The sequence below is a fragment of the Reyranella soli genome (genome assembly GCF_007992495.1).
In the GTDB taxonomy this organism is placed as follows: domain Bacteria; phylum Pseudomonadota; class Alphaproteobacteria; order Reyranellales; family Reyranellaceae; genus Reyranella; species Reyranella soli.
Window position 1 is genome coordinate 1 of sequence record NZ_BKAJ01000047.1, and the last position, 14763, is coordinate 14763.

14 protein-coding genes are annotated in these 14763 nt (G+C 67.3%); 9 read left to right on the forward strand and 5 right to left on the reverse strand.

Annotated features, from left to right (window positions below; translation table 11 throughout):
* The 4 genes from RSO01_RS14950 to RSO01_RS14965 all read left to right on the forward strand — a co-directional run.
* Positions 1-930, forward strand: a 930-nt coding sequence (locus RSO01_RS14950; RefSeq protein ID WP_246158419.1) for an ABC transporter permease, incomplete at its 5' end; no start/stop codon positions are given.
* 5 nt (positions 931-935) lie between these two features.
* Positions 936-1823, forward strand: a complete 888-nt coding sequence (locus RSO01_RS14955; protein ID WP_147149913.1) for an ABC transporter permease — start codon at positions 936-938, stop codon at positions 1821-1823.
* A gap of 2 nt (positions 1824-1825) precedes the next feature.
* The gene (locus RSO01_RS14960; protein WP_147149914.1) at positions 1826-2818 is read left to right on the forward strand and encodes an ABC transporter ATP-binding protein; all 993 of its coding nucleotides are present in this window, start codon (positions 1826-1828) and stop codon (positions 2816-2818) included.
* Positions 2815-3792 carry an ABC transporter ATP-binding protein gene (locus RSO01_RS14965; RefSeq protein ID WP_147149915.1) on the forward strand — a complete coding sequence of 326 codons (978 nt, stop codon included), beginning with the start codon at positions 2815-2817 and terminating at the stop codon, positions 3790-3792. Before RSO01_RS14960 ends, RSO01_RS14965 begins: the two co-directional genes overlap by 4 nt.
* Here RSO01_RS14965 and RSO01_RS48295 read toward each other — a convergent pair.
* Genes RSO01_RS48295 through RSO01_RS14990 form a run of 5 tightly spaced genes read right to left on the reverse strand, consistent with a single transcriptional unit; the run spans position 3789 to position 9072 of the window.
* On the reverse strand, positions 3789-4499 hold the full coding sequence (locus tag RSO01_RS48295; RefSeq protein ID WP_147149916.1) for a glycerophosphodiester phosphodiesterase family protein: 711 nt from the start codon (positions 4497-4499) through the stop codon (positions 3789-3791). The two genes, RSO01_RS14965 and RSO01_RS48295, sit on opposite strands and share 4 nt — an antisense overlap.
* Before the next feature lie 15 nt (positions 4500-4514).
* On the reverse strand, positions 4515-5399 hold the full coding sequence (locus RSO01_RS14975; RefSeq protein WP_147149917.1) for an ABC transporter permease subunit: 885 nt from the start codon (positions 5397-5399) through the stop codon (positions 4515-4517).
* Between the two features lies 1 nt (position 5400).
* Positions 5401-6378 (reverse strand): ABC transporter permease subunit, encoded by a 978-nt coding sequence (locus RSO01_RS14980; RefSeq protein WP_147149918.1) that lies wholly within the window; start codon positions 6376-6378, stop codon positions 5401-5403.
* A complete protein-coding gene (locus tag RSO01_RS14985) occupies positions 6362-7690 on the reverse strand; it encodes an extracellular solute-binding protein (RefSeq protein ID WP_246158422.1) in 1329 nt (442 codons plus the stop codon). The genes RSO01_RS14980 and RSO01_RS14985 overlap by 17 nt, the downstream gene beginning before the upstream one ends.
* A 26-nt stretch (positions 7691-7716) precedes the next feature.
* Positions 7717-9072: a sn-glycerol-1-phosphate dehydrogenase gene (locus RSO01_RS14990; protein ID WP_147149919.1), complete on the reverse strand. Its 1356-nt coding sequence runs from the start codon at positions 9070-9072 to the stop codon at positions 7717-7719.
* A 109-nt stretch (positions 9073-9181) separates the two neighbouring features.
* Between RSO01_RS14990 and RSO01_RS14995 the strand changes: the two genes are divergently transcribed.
* From RSO01_RS14995 to RSO01_RS15010, 5 genes are read left to right on the forward strand one after another with little or no spacing between them, the layout of a single operon-like run.
* On the forward strand, positions 9182-10138 hold the full coding sequence (locus RSO01_RS14995; protein ID WP_147149920.1) for a sugar-binding transcriptional regulator: 957 nt from the start codon (positions 9182-9184) through the stop codon (positions 10136-10138).
* 7 nt (positions 10139-10145) lie between these two features.
* Entirely contained in the window at positions 10146-11579 is a 1434-nt protein-coding gene (gene xylB, locus RSO01_RS15000) for a xylulokinase (RefSeq protein WP_147149921.1), read from the forward strand.
* Positions 11576-13114 carry an alkaline phosphatase D family protein gene (locus RSO01_RS15005; protein WP_147149922.1) on the forward strand — a complete coding sequence of 513 codons (1539 nt, stop codon included), beginning with the start codon at positions 11576-11578 and terminating at the stop codon, positions 13112-13114. The genes xylB and RSO01_RS15005 overlap by 4 nt, the downstream gene beginning before the upstream one ends.
* 11 nt (positions 13115-13125) lie before the next feature.
* A complete protein-coding gene (locus RSO01_RS47250) occupies positions 13126-13332 on the forward strand; it encodes a hypothetical protein (RefSeq protein WP_170303072.1) in 207 nt (68 codons plus the stop codon).
* 2 nt (positions 13333-13334) lie between these two features.
* Positions 13335-14723 carry an amidase gene (locus tag RSO01_RS15010; RefSeq protein WP_170303073.1) on the forward strand — a complete coding sequence of 463 codons (1389 nt, stop codon included), beginning with the start codon at positions 13335-13337 and terminating at the stop codon, positions 14721-14723.
* Positions 14724-14763 lie beyond the last annotated feature (40 nt).

The following is a 14763-nucleotide window of genomic DNA, read 5'->3' on the forward strand; positions in this document are numbered from 1 at the left end:
AAGGCATCCATGAAACAATACATCATCCGTCGCGTCGGCTACTCCCTGCTGTCGCTGTTCCTGCTGTCGGTCACGATCTTCCTGTTCGTGCGCGTCACCGGCGATCCGGTGAGCCTGCTGGTCGAGCCCGGCGCCAGTCCCGAGGACATCGAGAACATTCGCCGCCAGCTCGGCCTCGATCGGCCGCTGTGGGAACAGTACTGGCACTTTATGGCGAGCCTGTTCGCCGGCGACTTCGGCCAGTCCTTCTATTACCGCGTGCCGGTGCTGGATCTCTATTTCCAGCGCCTGCCGCACTCGCTGCTGCTGGCGGCCGTCGCCATGGCGCTGTCGCTGCTGATCGGCATCCCGAGCGGCATTTTGGCCGCGGTGCGCGTCGACGGGTTCTGGGACTCGGCCGGCAAGATCTTCGCCCTGCTCGGCCTCTCGCTGCCGCAGTTCTGGGTCGGCCTGGTGCTGATCCTGTTCTTCTCGGTCTATCTCGGCTGGCTGCCCTCCTCGGGCTCGGGCGGCGTGCTGCATCTCCTGATGCCCGCCTTCACGCTCGGCTGGTATTTCGCCGCCGCCCACATGCGGCTCACGCGCTCCTCCATGCTGGAGGTGCTGGGCTCGGAGTACATCAAGCTGGCGCGGCTGAAGGGCCTGCCCGAGGCACTGGTGATCGGCAAGCACGCGCTGAAGAACGCGCTGATCCCGGTGATCACGCTGGCCGGCATCAACCTCGTCGTCATGATCAACGTCGCGGTGGTGGTCGAGACCGTGTTCGCCTGGCCAGGCATCGGCCGCCTGCTCTACGAGGGCATCACCTTCCGCGATTTCCCCGTCGTGCAGGGCGTCGTCATCATCGGCGGCGCCATGATCGTGCTGGTCAACCTGCTGGTCGACATCCTCTACGCCCTGATCGATCCCCGCATTCGTTTGGAAAGCTGACGGCCATGACTGTCATCACCCCCGTCACAACCGACACCATCGCCTCCGCCGCGCCGTTCTGGCGATTGAAAGGCTTCCCGGTCATCCCGGTGTCGATCCTGCTGTTCATCGCGTTCGTCGCCGTGTTCGCCGACGTGCTGGCGCCGCACGATCCGCAGATCGGCAGCCTGGCGCGTCGTTTCAAGCCGCCGTTCTGGCTCGAGGGCGGCAGTCTGGCCTATCCGCTGGGCACCGACCATGTCGGACGCGATGTGCTGTCGCGCCTGATCTTCGGCGCACGCGTCTCCATGGTGGTGGGCATCACCGCCGTGCTGGTCGCGGGCGGCATCGGCACCTTGCTCGGCATCATGTCGGGCTATCTCGGCGGCTGGGCCGACCAGGTCGTGATGCGCATCACCGATACCTGGCTTGCCCTGCCAGCGCTCACCTTCGCCATCTTCCTCGCCGCCATCGTCGGGCCCAGCGAGCTCAACATCATCCTCATCCTGGGCCTGGTCTACTGGACGCGTTACGCCCGCGTCATCCGCGGCGAGGTGCTGTCGTTGAAGCAGCGCGACTTCGTGCGGCTGGCGGTCGTCGCCGGTTGCTCCAGCCGTCTCATCATGTGGCGCCACATCATGCCCAACGTCATCAACTCCGCCATCGTGCTGGCCACGCTGATGCTGGGCGTCGTGATCGTCACCGAGGCGTCGCTCTCCTTCCTCGGCGTCGGCGTGCCGCCGCCCAAGCCCGCCTGGGGCCTGATGATGGCCGACGGCAAGAAGGGCCTGATGGTGGGCTACTGGTGGCTCACGGTGTTCCCCGGCATCTGCATCATGCTGATGGTCCTGTCCGCCAACCTCCTGGGCGACTGGCTGCGCGTGAAGCTCGATCCGCAGCTGCGGCAGCTGTAACCATGCCGCTGCTGTCGCTGGAGAACCTTTCAACCCACTACGTGTCCCAGCAGGGCGCGCGTGTGGTGCGCGCGGTCGACGAGGTGACACTGAGCCTCGAGGCCGGCGAGACGCTGGGCATCGTGGGCGAATCAGGCTCGGGCAAGAGCACGCTCGCCCTCACCATCCTGCGCCTGCTGCCGGCGGCGGCGCGCATCACGAGCGGCCGCATGATGTTCGAGGGCGAGAACCTCCTGGACAAGTCCGACGAGGAGATGCGCCGGGTGCGCGGCAAGCGCATCGCCATGATCCTGCAGGATCCGATGGCCTCGCTGAACCCCCTGTTCACCATCGGCGATCAGGTCGGAGAGCCGATTCGTGTGCACGAGGGCGCCTCCCGCGCCAGCGCCTGGAAGCGCGCCATCGGGCTGCTCCGTTCGGTGCGCATCGCCTCGCCCGAGACCCGGGTCACCCAGTTCCCGCACGAGATGTCGGGGGGCATGCGCCAGCGCATCGTCGGCGCCGTCGGCATCTCCTGCGAGCCGCGCCTGCTGATCGCCGACGAACCGACCACCAGCCTCGACCTCACCATCCAGGCACAGTACCTGAAGCTCCTGCGCGACCTGCAGCGCGAGCACGGGCTGGCGCTGATCTTCATCACCCACAATCTCGGCATCGTCGCCAAGATGTGCGACCAGCTCGCCGTGATGTATGCCGGCCGCGTCGTCGAGCACGGGCCGGTGTCGCGCATCTTCAACCAGCCGGCGCATCCCTACACCAAGGCACTACTGGGCTCGATCCCGCGCATGACCGACAATCGCGATCATCTCACCGCCATCGACGGACAGCCGCCCGATCTCGCCTCCATGCCACCGGGTTGCGCCTTCGCGCCGCGCTGTCCCGAGGCGTTCGACCGCTGCCGGGCCGAAGCGCCGCCGGAATTTGCCCTCGACCACGAGACAAGGGCGCGCTGCTGGCGGGCCCCAGTCGATGCCAGTGCCAAGGCCGCGTCATGACCGCCCCCCTTCATACGTCGGTCGTCCAGGCCGCCGAGCTCACCAAGCACTTCCCCGCCCGCCGCGGCATCTTCGGCGGCCAGCGCGGCGTAGTGCGCGCGGTCGACGGCATCTCCTTCACGATCGAGGTTGGCAAGACCCTGGGCGTGGTGGGCGAATCGGGCTGCGGCAAGACCACGACGGCCAAGCTCGTGCTCGGGCTGGAGGAGCCCACCGGTGGCACCATGCTGTTCGAGGACCGCGACCTCCTCAGGTTGGACGCGGCTGGACGCCGCCACTACCGCAAATCCGTGCAGGCGGTGTTCCAGGACCCGTATGCCTCGCTCAATCCGCGCATGCGGATCAGCGCCATCATCGCCGAGCCGCTGATCACCAACGAGACCGTCGAGCCGGCCGAGGTACGCCGGCGCACCCTGGAGCTGCTCGACCTGGTCGGCCTGCCGGGACGATCCGCCGATCTCTTTCCGCACGAATTCTCCGGCGGCCAGCGCCAGCGTATCGCCATCGCCCGCGCCCTCGTCCTGTCACCCAAGCTGGTCGTGCTGGACGAGCCGGTATCGGCACTCGACGTCTCGATCCGCGCCCAGATCCTGAACCTGTTGCGCGACCTGCAGGCAAGACTGGGCCTCTCTTACCTCTTCATCGCCCACGACCTCGCCGCCGTGGCGCACATGAGCCACCAGATCGTGGTGATGTATCTCGGCAAGATCGTCGAAAGCGGCGAAGCGCGCGCCCTCGCCGGCAACCCGCAGCATCCCTACACCAAGGCCTTGTTCGCCGCCGCCCTGCCCAGCCATCCTGACGAGCGGCGCGAGGACGAGCCGTTGGCCGGCGAAGTGCCGAGCCCGCTCAACCCGCCATCGGGTTGCCACTTCCATCCACGCTGCCCGCACGCCATGCCGCGCTGTGCCCAGCAGGCACCGCCATTGGCCAAGGTGGGCGACCGCATGATCGCCTGCCACCTGTTCAGTTAGCGGCGCAGCGCCAGCGCCACATCGGGACGATCGGTCGTGATCTGACGGATCGGCCGGGCCAGCCAGTCCGCGATGTCGGCGTCGTCGTTGGGCACCCAAGCGCCTAGAAATTCGCCGCCGACCCGTCGCAGGCAGAGATCGAGGCTGTCGGCCAGCAGTCCCTTCTCGACCGCGACCATGCAGTTGCCGATGACCGCCAAGCGATCCAGCGCCGACGGCAGGCCGCCGAAGAGCTCGGCCGAGCGGCGGTCGAGCGAGGCGAGCACACGCTGCTGCGGCGACAGGCGCCGCACGGTCTCGAGGATTTCGGGCACGAAGCTGGTGACGACGGCCTGGTGCTCGAGCTTGCGTCTGCCAATCACGTCGAGAAGCCGTTTCTCCAGGCCTTCATAGGGCCGGCCGAGCACGTCGGTCTTGATCTCGATATGAAGCTCGATCGGCGTGCCGGCATAGACGTCGAGGACCGCCTTGAGGCCGGGAACGCCCATCGCGTCGAGGTCCCTTGCCGTCCGCTCCGCGACCGGCCCGGTGCCTTCGGTCGTCCGTTCGAGCGAGGGATCGTGGATCACCACCAGTTCGCCGTCCCGCGAGAGATGGACGTCGAACTCCACGGCATCGACGCCAAGATCGCGCGTGCGCTTAAAACCCTGGAGGCTGTTCTCCGGCCACAGGTTGCGCGCGCCGCGATGGCCGATGATCAGCACCATGAACACTACTCTCCGTTACTTGCCGCTATCGACCAGGCCCTTCACCAGCCAGCGCTGCAGCGCCACCACGACCAGGGCGGGCGGCAGCATCACCAGCAGCGCGGCGTTCATCGCCACGTTCCAGGCGGGCTCTGCGTCCGACTGCGGGATCAGATGCTTCAGCCCGATCACGGCGGTCGCCATGTCCTTCTCCGTGGTGAACAGCAACGGCCACAGATACTGGTTCCAGCCGTAGAGGAACAGGATGATCGACAGCGCCACCATGTTCGACATCGACAGCGGCAGCAGGACGTGGCGGAAGAAGTGCAAGGGCGAGGCGCCGTCGATGCGGGCGGCCTCGCACAGCTCCTCCGGCACGGTGAGGAAGAACTGGCGGAACAGAAAGGTGGCGGTGGCCGAGGCGATCAACGGCAGGATCAGCCCGCCGTAGCTGTTCATCATGTTCCATTCCAGGGTGACCTCGAACCCCAGCCAGTCGAACAGCCATTGCAGCGGCAGCGCGACGTTGGTCACCGCCTCGTAGGTCGGCAGGATGCGCACTTCCACCGGGAGCATCAGCGACGCGAAGACCAGCCAGAACGCCGTCATGCGCCAGCGGAAGCGGAAATAGGCGATGGCGAAGGCCGAGAGCAGCGACACGGCGATCTTGCCGACCGTGATGCCCACGGCCACGACCAGCGAGTTGAACAGCAGCCGCCCGAGATTGGCCTTCTGCCAGGCCGTCACGGCATTCTCGAAGAAGCGGCCGCCGGGCAGCCAGGGCGGCGGCACGGCGAGCACGTCGCCCACCGTGTGCGAGCCCACCACGAAGGCAAAGTAGATCGGGAGGCAGACGAGCAGGCCGCCCAGGATCAAGAGGCCATGACAGGCGATGTCGAGGGTGCGGGTGCGCTCGACCATGTCAGACGTCGTAGTTCACGTTCCGCTCGACGTAGCGAAACTGCAGCATGGTGAGGATGACGGCGAAGATCATCAGCAGCACCGACTGCGCCGCCGAGGAGCCGAGATCGATATGCACGAAGCCGTCCTGGTAGACCTTGTAGACCAGGATCATCGTCGCCCCGCCCGGGCCCCCCTTGGTCACCGCGTCGATAATGGCAAAGGTCTCGAAGAAGCCGTAGACGAAGTTCATCACCAGCAGGAAGAACACCGTCGGCCCGATCATCGGCAGGGCGATCTTGAAGAAGCGCAGGCCCGGACCGGCGCCGTCGACGGCGGCGGCTTCCAGCAGCGATGCCGGCACGGCGAGCAAGGCTGCCACCAGGAAGATGTAGTCGTAGCAGATGTGCTTCCAGGCGGCTGCGAAGGTGACCAGCAGGAAGGCGTCGAAGCCGTTGCGCGTGGGATCCCAGGCGACGCCCAGCGCCTTCAGCACATAGGTCAGCGGCCCGACATGGGCGTTGAACATGAACGCCCACAGGATGCCGGCGATCACCGGCGCGATGGCATAGGGCAGCAGCACGATGCTGCGATAGAGGCCGCGGCCGCGGATCACGCGATCGGTGGCAAAGGCCAGCACGGCGGCGACGGAAAGCGTCAGCACGCTCTGCGCCAGCGTGAACCACAAGGTGACCCAGACTGACGAGCGGTACTCCGGGCTGGCGAGCAAGGCGCGGAAATTGTCGAACCAGACGAAATGGACGGTGGTGCCGAACGGATCGGTGATGACGAACGCCTGGACGAGCGCCCGCACCGCCGGGATGAAGAAGAACAGCAGCAACACCAGGAGCTGCGGCAGAAGCAGCAGGAATGGCAGGCGCGAATTCGTGTAGTGGGCGCGCTTCAAGCCCGCCGTGCCACCCGCAGCCGCACGCCGCCGGCGGTCGGCCCGAGGGGCCGCCGCCGGCAGCTCTGCCGTGACGCTAGTACTTGCCTGCATGCAGCTTCTCGAACTGCCGCAGGATCTCGTTGCCGCGGCGGACCGCGTCATCAAGCGCCTCCTGTGGCGACTTCTTGTTGGCCCACACGGATTCGAGCTCCTGGCGCAGAGCAAAGGTCGACTGCGTGTAGTTGCCGAAGTGGAAGCCCTGCGAGTTGGCCGTCGGCGTGCCGCGGTTGAGCTGGAGGATGGCGATCTCGCGCGTCGGATTGGCCGTGTAGTAGCCCTCCTTCTTGGCCGCCTCATAGGCCTTGTTGGTGATCGGCACGTAGCCCGTCACCTTGCTCCACCAGACCTGCAGGTCGGGGCTGGCGACGAAGGCCAGGAAGTCGGCGACACCGTCATATTCCTCGGCCTTGTGGCCCTTCATCACCCACAGCGTGGCACCGCCGATGCTGCTGTTGCGCGGCTGCGTGCCTTCTTCCCACGGCAGGTAGGTGGCGCTCCACTTGATGTTGGCGTTGCGCTCGACGCTGCCGTGCGCGGCCGTCGAGGCGAAGAAAGTCGAGCACTTGCCCGAGGTGTAGAGCTGCTCGGGCGAGAGGCCCTGGCCCGCGATCTGCATGATGCCGTCGTCGATCCACTTCTTCAGGCGCTTGGTCTGCTCGACCACCTTGGTCTTGTTGTAGACGAACACCGTGTCGAGGCCGACATAGCCGTTGGCCTTGGTGCCGAACGGCTGGTCGTTCACCGTGCTGTAGTTCTCGATCAGGCTCCAGAAGAAGTCTCCGGCGAGCGAGGAGCCGCATTCGGAGATGCCCTTGCTCTTGATGGCGTAGAGCTGCTTGTCGAGCTCCTGCCAGGTCGGGCCCGGCTCCTTGAAGCCAGCCTTCTCGAAATGCTCCTTGTTGTACCACAGGATCGGCGCCGACGAGTTGAAGGGCATGCTCATCAGCTTGCCCTTGTACTGGTAGTAGCTCGCGACCGGCTTGATGAAATCGCCCCAGTCGATCGGCTTCTTCTTCTCGGTCAGGAGGTCCTGCACCGGCACGATGGCGTCGGACAGGAGCATGGTCATGAACCCGCGCTCGTAGATCTGCGTGATGTGCGGCGCCTTCTTGGCGCGGTAGGCGGCGATCGTGCCGTTGATCACCTCGTCGTAGTTGCCCTTGTTGGTGGCCACGACCGTGAACTTGGTCTGCGAGTCGTTGTAGCGCTTGACGATCTCGTCGACACGCTCGCCGAGCACGCCGCTCATGGCGTGCCAGAACTGGATTTCGATGCGCTGTTGCGCGATCGACGGCGCGGCGATGCCCGCCGTCATGGCGGCGGCAAGCAGCCCGCCGACGAATGCCCGTTTTGTCTTGTCCATTTTGCCTCCCTTGCTTGTCTGAGCCCCTAGGCGACCGCCCGGGACCCTCTCCAGAATCCGCTCGCGCCGAACAGGTCGCTGACCATGGCGTCGAGCCAGCCGAGCTCATGGAGCACGTCGAGGCCGGTGAAGCGGCGGCGGATCAGCCGCGCGCGCTTGTAGTCCCGGGCATGCTTGCCGCCGCTGACGCCGATGGCTTCCGTGCTCGAAGGCGCGCCGGCCGAGTTGAGCCAGCGCCGCACCGTCTTCGCCTCGGGCAGGCTTTGGCGCAGCTGGCCCGAGAGCTGCGGCCAGCTCTCCTGCAGACGGCGCAGGCGCGCCTCGACGACCGGCGCCGCCACCGCCTTGGCCACCGCTTCGACTTCGGCGTTGGCGGCCATGAAGGACAGGGGAAACGACGCCGCAACCTCGGCACGCAGCGCTGCCGGCGACGGCGTTCTGCCCGCGAGCTCGGCCGGCGCAATGCCTGACAGGTCCTGGCGCAATAGCCATTCGTAGGCCGCCAGCATCGACAGGCAGCCGATGCCGACGCAGGCGCCGTGCGACACCGGCACGCCGCCGACCGCGACCTCTTCCATCTCCCAGAGATGCGCGAATTGATGGTCGCTGCCGCTGGCCGGCCGCGAATTGCCGTGCGCCTGCATGGCGAGCCCCGCCATGATCAACCCGCGCACCAGGCCGTCGAGCGCCGCGCGATCACCGCGCCGCACGCCGGCCGGCTCGCCGAGCCAGGCGGCAAGGTTGTTCTGCACCATGCCGAAGGGGCCGGGATTGAGCGCTTCGACACCGAGCGCGTCGGCCACGATCCAGTCGGCGCCGGCCACAAGCTTGCCGACGAGGTCGCCGTAGCCCCAGCCGGCCATGACCGGGGGCGCGGTGGCGATGACGGCGAGATCGGCCACGATGGCGACGGGCGCGGCGCAGGCGAAGGTGCGCTTGAAGCCGTCGTCGCGCAGGGCCGCGCCGGATGCGGCATAGCCGTCCATCGACGCCGCGGTCGGCACGCAGACATAAGGCGTGCCGGCAAGCTCGGCAGCGTACTTCACCAGATCGTTGATGACTCCGGAGCCAACGGCGATGGGAAGAGCGGCGCCGGACTTGATCGTCGTTGCCAGGGTCCGCGCCGTCTCCGCGCTTGGCTTCACCCGCGGCTCGCCGGTCAGCATGACCGGGCCACAGGTCGCCAGCCGTTCCGATGCCAGCAGTGACGCCACCCGCTTTCCAGCCACCTTCCACGTGTGTTCATCGGCGACCACGACATAGCGCTCAGCCGGCGCTGTCTGGCGCAGGACGGCGGGCACGCAACCAAGGTTTCCCGCCGCGATGCGTACGTCACGCGTGGTCACTGCGGATCGAACTGCCGCCGCAAGATGCCCGTCCATGGCCCATCAATATCAACTGCCGGAACATTTGTATATGATACGATACAAATGTTTATGGGCTATGACAGTCGCCGGCCCCAACGGGCAATTCGCAGGAGGCAGGCAGCTTATGTCGGAGGATGACGAGCAGCTTCGGGTGCGTGTGGCCTGGCTCTATTTCATGGAGGGGCTCACCCAGGCCGATATCGCGGGCAAGCTCGGCATCACACGGCTGCGCGCCAACCGCCTGTTGGGTGAAGCCCGGGAAAGCGGGCTTGTAAACATCCAGGTCAACGCCCGGCTGGCCGACTGCGTCGAACTGGAACGGCAACTGGTACAGGAGACCGGGCTCAAGGACGCCGTGGTCGTCCCGACTCCGGCCGACCAGGACCAGATCGCGCCCGTGCTGGGCCGCGCCACCGCGGAATACCTGGCGCGGCATCTCGGCGAGACGCGCGTGCGCGGGCTCGGCATCGGCTGGGGCGCCACGTTGCGCGAGACCATCCGCCATCTGCGCCCGGACAATTTCCCCGAACTCAGCATCAATTCCATGATGGGCGGCCTGACGCACGGGCTCGAGATCAACACCTTCGAGATCGCCAGCGAATTCGCCCGCCGTATCAACGGCCAGTGCAACTACCTGGCGGCGCCGATCTATGCCGGCAGCCCGCGCTCGCGCGACACCATCCTCGACCAGGACGTGTTCCAGGAGACCTTCCAGCGGCTCGCGACCAACGACGTGGCGCTGCTGAGCGTCGGCGATCTCAGCCGCCGGTCGCTGCTGATCCGCTACGGCCTGCCGCGCGACGTCACCGTCGATTCGCTGCGCGCCGCCGGCGCCGTCGGCGACATCATGGGCACCTTCCTCGATTCGTGGGGCAAGCCCGTGAAGCATGCGGTCAACCGGCGCGTGATCGCAGCCCCCGTCGAGATGCTGCGCAACATCGCCACGTCCATCGTCGCTTCGGGCGGCCTGAACAAGACGGCGATCCTGGCGGGCGTCCTGCGCGCCAAGCTGTGCTCGGTCCTGGTGGTCGACGAAGCCGCCGCGCGTGCCGTGCTCGGCATCCTGCGCGGCACCGGCTGACCGTTCCATGTATCTCGGCATCGACATCGGCACGTCGAGCGTCAAGGCCGTCGTCATCGACGACGACGACCGGCCGACGGCGACGGCCAGCGCACCACTTGCCCTCTCCCATCCCCGGCCGCTGTGGTCCGAGCAGGCACCGCAGGACTGGTGGCAGGCCGTCGTCGACAGCCTCGATGCCCTGGCGGCTGCGGCGCCGGCAGCGATGGCGGCCGTGCGCGGCATCGGTCTGTCGGGCCAGATGCTGGGTGTCACCTTGCTCGATGCTGCCGACGCGCCGATCCGGCCGGCCTTGCTGTGGAACGACGGACGCGCCTCGGCCGAGTGCGCCGAGCTCCATCGCTGCCTGAAAGACTTCGTCGATATCGTCGGCTGTCGCGCCATGCCGGGCTTCTCTGCGCCCAAGCTGCTGTGGCTGTCGCGGCATGAACCCGACACCGTGGCGCGCGCCCGGCGCATCCTGCTGACCAAGGACTACGTCCGGCTGCGATTGACCGGCGAGGCCGTCAGCGATCGTGCCGACGCCTCGGCGACGCTGCTGATGGATACGGCCCGCGGCGACTGGCACGACTGCATTTTAGCCGTCTGTGGCGTCGATCGCACACACCTGCCGCGGCTGGTCGAGAGTGACGAGGTCTCGGGCGCGCTGCGCGGCGAACTGGCAGCGCGCTGGCATCTGCCGGCCGGGACTCCAGTGGCAGGCGGCGGTGGCGACAACATGTGCGCGGGTGTCGGCGTTGGCGCGGTTCAGGCAGGTGCTGCCTACATCAGCCTGGGAACATCGGGTGTGTACTTCGTCGCCAACGACCGGTTCGTCCCGGCCCAAGGCGGCGGCATGCACACCCATCGCCACGCCGTGCCCGGACTCTTCGCCCAGCACGCCGTTGCCTTGAGCGCCGGCGCCGCCCTTGCCTGGATCGCGGGCGTGCTCGGCCGGCCCGACATTGCAGCATTGATGACAGAGGTCGAAGCACAAGGACTGTCGCCAGATACCACGCCGGTCTTCACGCCCTACCTTGCCGGCGAGCGCACGCCGCACGACAATCCGCTGCTGACCGCCACTTTCTCGGGCCTGACCCACATGACGGGGCCGCATCATCTCGTGCAAGCTGTTCTGGAAGGCGTGGCGCTCGCGCTTGCCGATGGTCATGCGGCGCTCACCAACGACGGCGCCAGAATCGAGCGCATCGTCCTGACCGGCGGCGGCGCGCGCAGCGCGTTGTGGGCGCGGCTGGTCGCCGCTGCGATCGGCCAGCCGCTTCACCTCGCCGCCGACCAGCGCTCAGGTCCCGCGATCGGCGCCGCCCGCCTGGCGCGCGCAGCGGTCGGCGGGCCGCTGATTGCCGAGGCAGGAAGCGACTCGCCCATCGTCGACGTCGATCCGCGACTGAGCGAGCAGCTTTTACGTAAAAGAGCTCTGTTCCACGGGCATCAGTCATGAGGCTTCCACGTCGCCGCTTCCTCGCCGGCTCCCTGGCTGCCAGCGCGATCGCCGGTCCGGTCGGAATCGTCCGCGGCCAACCGGTCGCCTTCACCTCCGACCCTTTCTCGCTTGGCGTTGCCTCGGGCAGCCCGCGCGAGGACAGCGTCGTGCTGTGGACCCGCTTGGCGCCACGGCCATTGGAAGGCGGCGGCATGCCCGAGAGCGCCGTCGCGGTCGACTGGCAGATTGCCGAGGACGAGAAGTTCGCACGCGTCGTCGCGAAAGGTACGGAGCAGGCCATGCCGGCGCTGGCTCACGCCGTGCACGCCGAGGCCAAGGGACTGCGGCCCGGTCGGCAGTACTGGTATCGCTTCCGCGCCGGCAACACCTTGAGCCCGATCGGCCGCACACGCACCGCCCCGGCCGTGGGCAGCACGCCGGCGCAGTTCCGCTTCGCCTTCGCCTCCTGCCAGCAGTATGAGCAGGGCTACTTCACCGGCTTTCGCGACATGGCCCAGCGCGATCTCGATCTCGTCGTGCATCTCGGCGACTACATCTACGAGAAGACCTGGGGATCGCAGCTCGTGCGCCAGCACGGAGTCGGCATTCCAACAACCTTGTCGGAGTTCCGTGACCGCTACGCGCTCTACAAGCTCGATCCCGATCTGCAGGCCGCCCACGCCGCCTTCCCGTGGCTGGCGACCTGGGACGACCACGAGGTCGCCGACGACTACGCCAACGACCGCTCCTACACGACCCGCGATCCCGCCCAGTTCATGAAGATCCGGGCCGCGGCCTATCAGGCCTATTACGAGCATTTGCCCTTGCCGGCGTCGGCGCGACCTCGCGGTCCCTTCGCCACCATCTACGACCGCTACCGCTTCGGCGACATGCTCGACCTGACGCTGCTCGACGATCGGCAGTATCGGTCGCCGTCGGCCTGCGTCGGCGGCGGCCGGCCGGGCACCGTGGCGGACTGCGCCGAGCGCACGCTCGAGGCGCGCAGCATGCTGGGCAACGAGCAGGAACAGTGGCTGGACCGCCAGTTCGCCTCCGCGAAAGCGCGCTGGACGATCGTGGCGCAGCAGACGCTGATGGCCGAGCTGGCGCGTCCGGGCGACGGCGAGCAAAGATTCTGGATGGATGGATGGGACGGCTATCCCAACGCCCGCCGCCGCCTGCTGGATTCGATCGCGACCCACAAGCCACGCAACCCGGTCGTCATCGGCGGCGACCGCCATGCCTTCTACGTTGCCGACCTCAAGCGCGACTTCGCCCAGGCGCACGAGCCTGTCGTCGCCAGCGAGTTCGTCGGCACCTCGATCACCTCGCAAGGTCCGAGTGCCGCCAGCATCCAGCAGGCGCTCAAGGTCAATCCGCAGCTGAAGTACGCCCGCGGCGACAAGCGCGGCTATGCGACGGTCGATCTAGCGGCGGCGCGTTGCACAGTAGGCTTCGAGGCGGTCGATGACGTAAAGCAGAAGGACAGCGCGGTGCACCGCCTGGCGACCTTCGTTGTCGAAGACGGCGTGGCGGGCGCCAAGGCCGCGTGACAAGCTGCGGCATGACCAAGCCGCCACCCACCGACGACGACATCAAACGACTCGCGCAGCAGGCCGGCCTCGACCTGCCGGCAGAGTTCATGCCCGAGCTGATCGAGGCTTATGGCCATGTCCGCCAGATGGTCGAGCGCCTGTCCACGCCGCGGCCGCGTGGCGACGAGCCGGCCCACGTGTTCGTGGCGTCGGCCTTCAAGCCAGTGAAGGAATAGCCGTGTCGGAGCTTGCCTTCCTGACCATCGTCGAGGCGTCGCGCCGCATCGCCAAACGCGAGCTGTCGCCGGTCGAGCTCACCGAAGCCTGCCTCAGTCGCATCGCGGCGCTCGACAACCAGCTCGACAGCTTCGTCACCGTCACTGCCGAGCGCGCGAGAACCGAGGCCAAGGCTGCAGAAGCGGCGATCATGGCTTCGGCGCCGCGCAGCCGCCTGCATGGCATCCCCTATTGCCTGAAGGACATCTTCGACACGGCCGGCATCCGTACGACGGCGATGTCCAAGCTGCTGGCGGACAATGTCCCAACGCGGGATTCTCATTGCCAGGAGAAGCTCGCCGCCGCGGGCAGTGTGCTGCTGGGCAAGAACGCGACGTGGGAATTCGCCCATGGCGGACCGTCGTGGGACGTATTGTTTCCGCCGGCGCGCAATCCCTGGGATCGTACCTGCTCGCCGGCGGGCTCTTCGTCCGGCTCGGCTGCCGCGGTCGCGGCGGGACTTTCGCCGGCAACGCTCGGCAGCGACACCGGCGGCTCGATCCGCGGTCCGGCTGCGGCTTGCGGCATTGCCGGCCTGAAGCCGACCTACGGCCTAGTCAGCCGCCGCGGCGTGCTGCCGAACTGCTTTAGCCAGGACCATGCGGGACCGCTCGCCTGGACGACCGAGGATGTCGCGATCCTGTTGCAGGCCATCGCGGGCCATGATCCGGAGGATCCGGGGTCGGCCGACGTCACCATCCCCGACTACTCGGCGGCGCTGACCGGCAGCGTCAAAGGCATGGTCATCGGTGTGCCGACGGCGTGGCTCGAAAAGGAAGCGCCACCGTCGCCCGCCACCATGGCGGCGTTCGAGGCGGCCCTCGCCGTGTTCCGTGGGCTGGGAGCGAGCGTGCGGCCTGTCACCTTGCCGCCGATCGAGCAGTTCGACGACGTCAAGAAGACCATCGCCATCTCCGAGCTGTTCACGATCCACGCTGCCGACCTGCGCACGCGGCCGGAGCTGTTCGGCACCAGCCTACGCTATCGCATCATCGCTGGCGGCCTGGTGCGCGCCGAGGATTACATCCAGGCGATGCGTCTTCGGACCGACCTGGCGCGCAGCCTGCAGGCCGTGCTGTCGACGGCCGATGTGCTGATGCTGCCGACGGCCGAGCCGGCCGGGAAGCTCGAGCCGGTCCCGCACTCCAGCCTGTTCACACGCCCTTCGCTCACGGCCGCGTTCAATGTCGGCGGCAATCCCGCCCTGTCAGTGTGCAGCGGCTTCGACACGCGCGGCCTGCCGTTTTCCCTGCAGATCGTCGGCCGTCTGTTCGACGAGGCGACGGTCCTGCGCGCCGGCGACGCCTATGAAAAGGCGACGCCGTGGCGTGATCGACGTCCGGTGTTTTGACACGGGAGCGCGGGCCTCTGGCCCGCTCATGATCATGATG

Coding starts and splice junctions, on each gene's coding strand:
- xylB (WP_147149921.1), top strand. CDS start 10,146: ATGTATCTCGGCATCGACATCGGCACGTCGAGCGTCAAGGCCGTCGTC.
- RSO01_RS14955 (WP_147149913.1), top strand. CDS start 936: ATGACTGTCATCACCCCCGTCACAACCGACACCATCGCCTCCGCCGCG.
- RSO01_RS15005 (WP_147149922.1), top strand. CDS start 11,576: ATGAGGCTTCCACGTCGCCGCTTCCTCGCCGGCTCCCTGGCTGCCAGC.
- RSO01_RS14960 (WP_147149914.1), top strand. CDS start 1,826: ATGCCGCTGCTGTCGCTGGAGAACCTTTCAACCCACTACGTGTCCCAG.
- RSO01_RS14975 (WP_147149917.1), bottom strand. CDS start 5,399: ATGGTCGAGCGCACCCGCACCCTCGACATCGCCTGTCATGGCCTCTTG.
- RSO01_RS14990 (WP_147149919.1), bottom strand. CDS start 9,072: ATGGACGGGCATCTTGCGGCGGCAGTTCGATCCGCAGTGACCACGCGT.
- RSO01_RS14965 (WP_147149915.1), top strand. CDS start 2,815: ATGACCGCCCCCCTTCATACGTCGGTCGTCCAGGCCGCCGAGCTCACC.
- RSO01_RS14985 (WP_246158422.1), bottom strand. CDS start 7,690: ATGGACAAGACAAAACGGGCATTCGTCGGCGGGCTGCTTGCCGCCGCC.
- RSO01_RS47250 (WP_170303072.1), top strand. CDS start 13,126: ATGACCAAGCCGCCACCCACCGACGACGACATCAAACGACTCGCGCAG.
- RSO01_RS48295 (WP_147149916.1), bottom strand. CDS start 4,499: ATGGTGCTGATCATCGGCCATCGCGGCGCGCGCAACCTGTGGCCGGAG.
- RSO01_RS14980 (WP_147149918.1), bottom strand. CDS start 6,378: ATGCAGGCAAGTACTAGCGTCACGGCAGAGCTGCCGGCGGCGGCCCCT.
- RSO01_RS14995 (WP_147149920.1), top strand. CDS start 9,182: ATGTCGGAGGATGACGAGCAGCTTCGGGTGCGTGTGGCCTGGCTCTAT.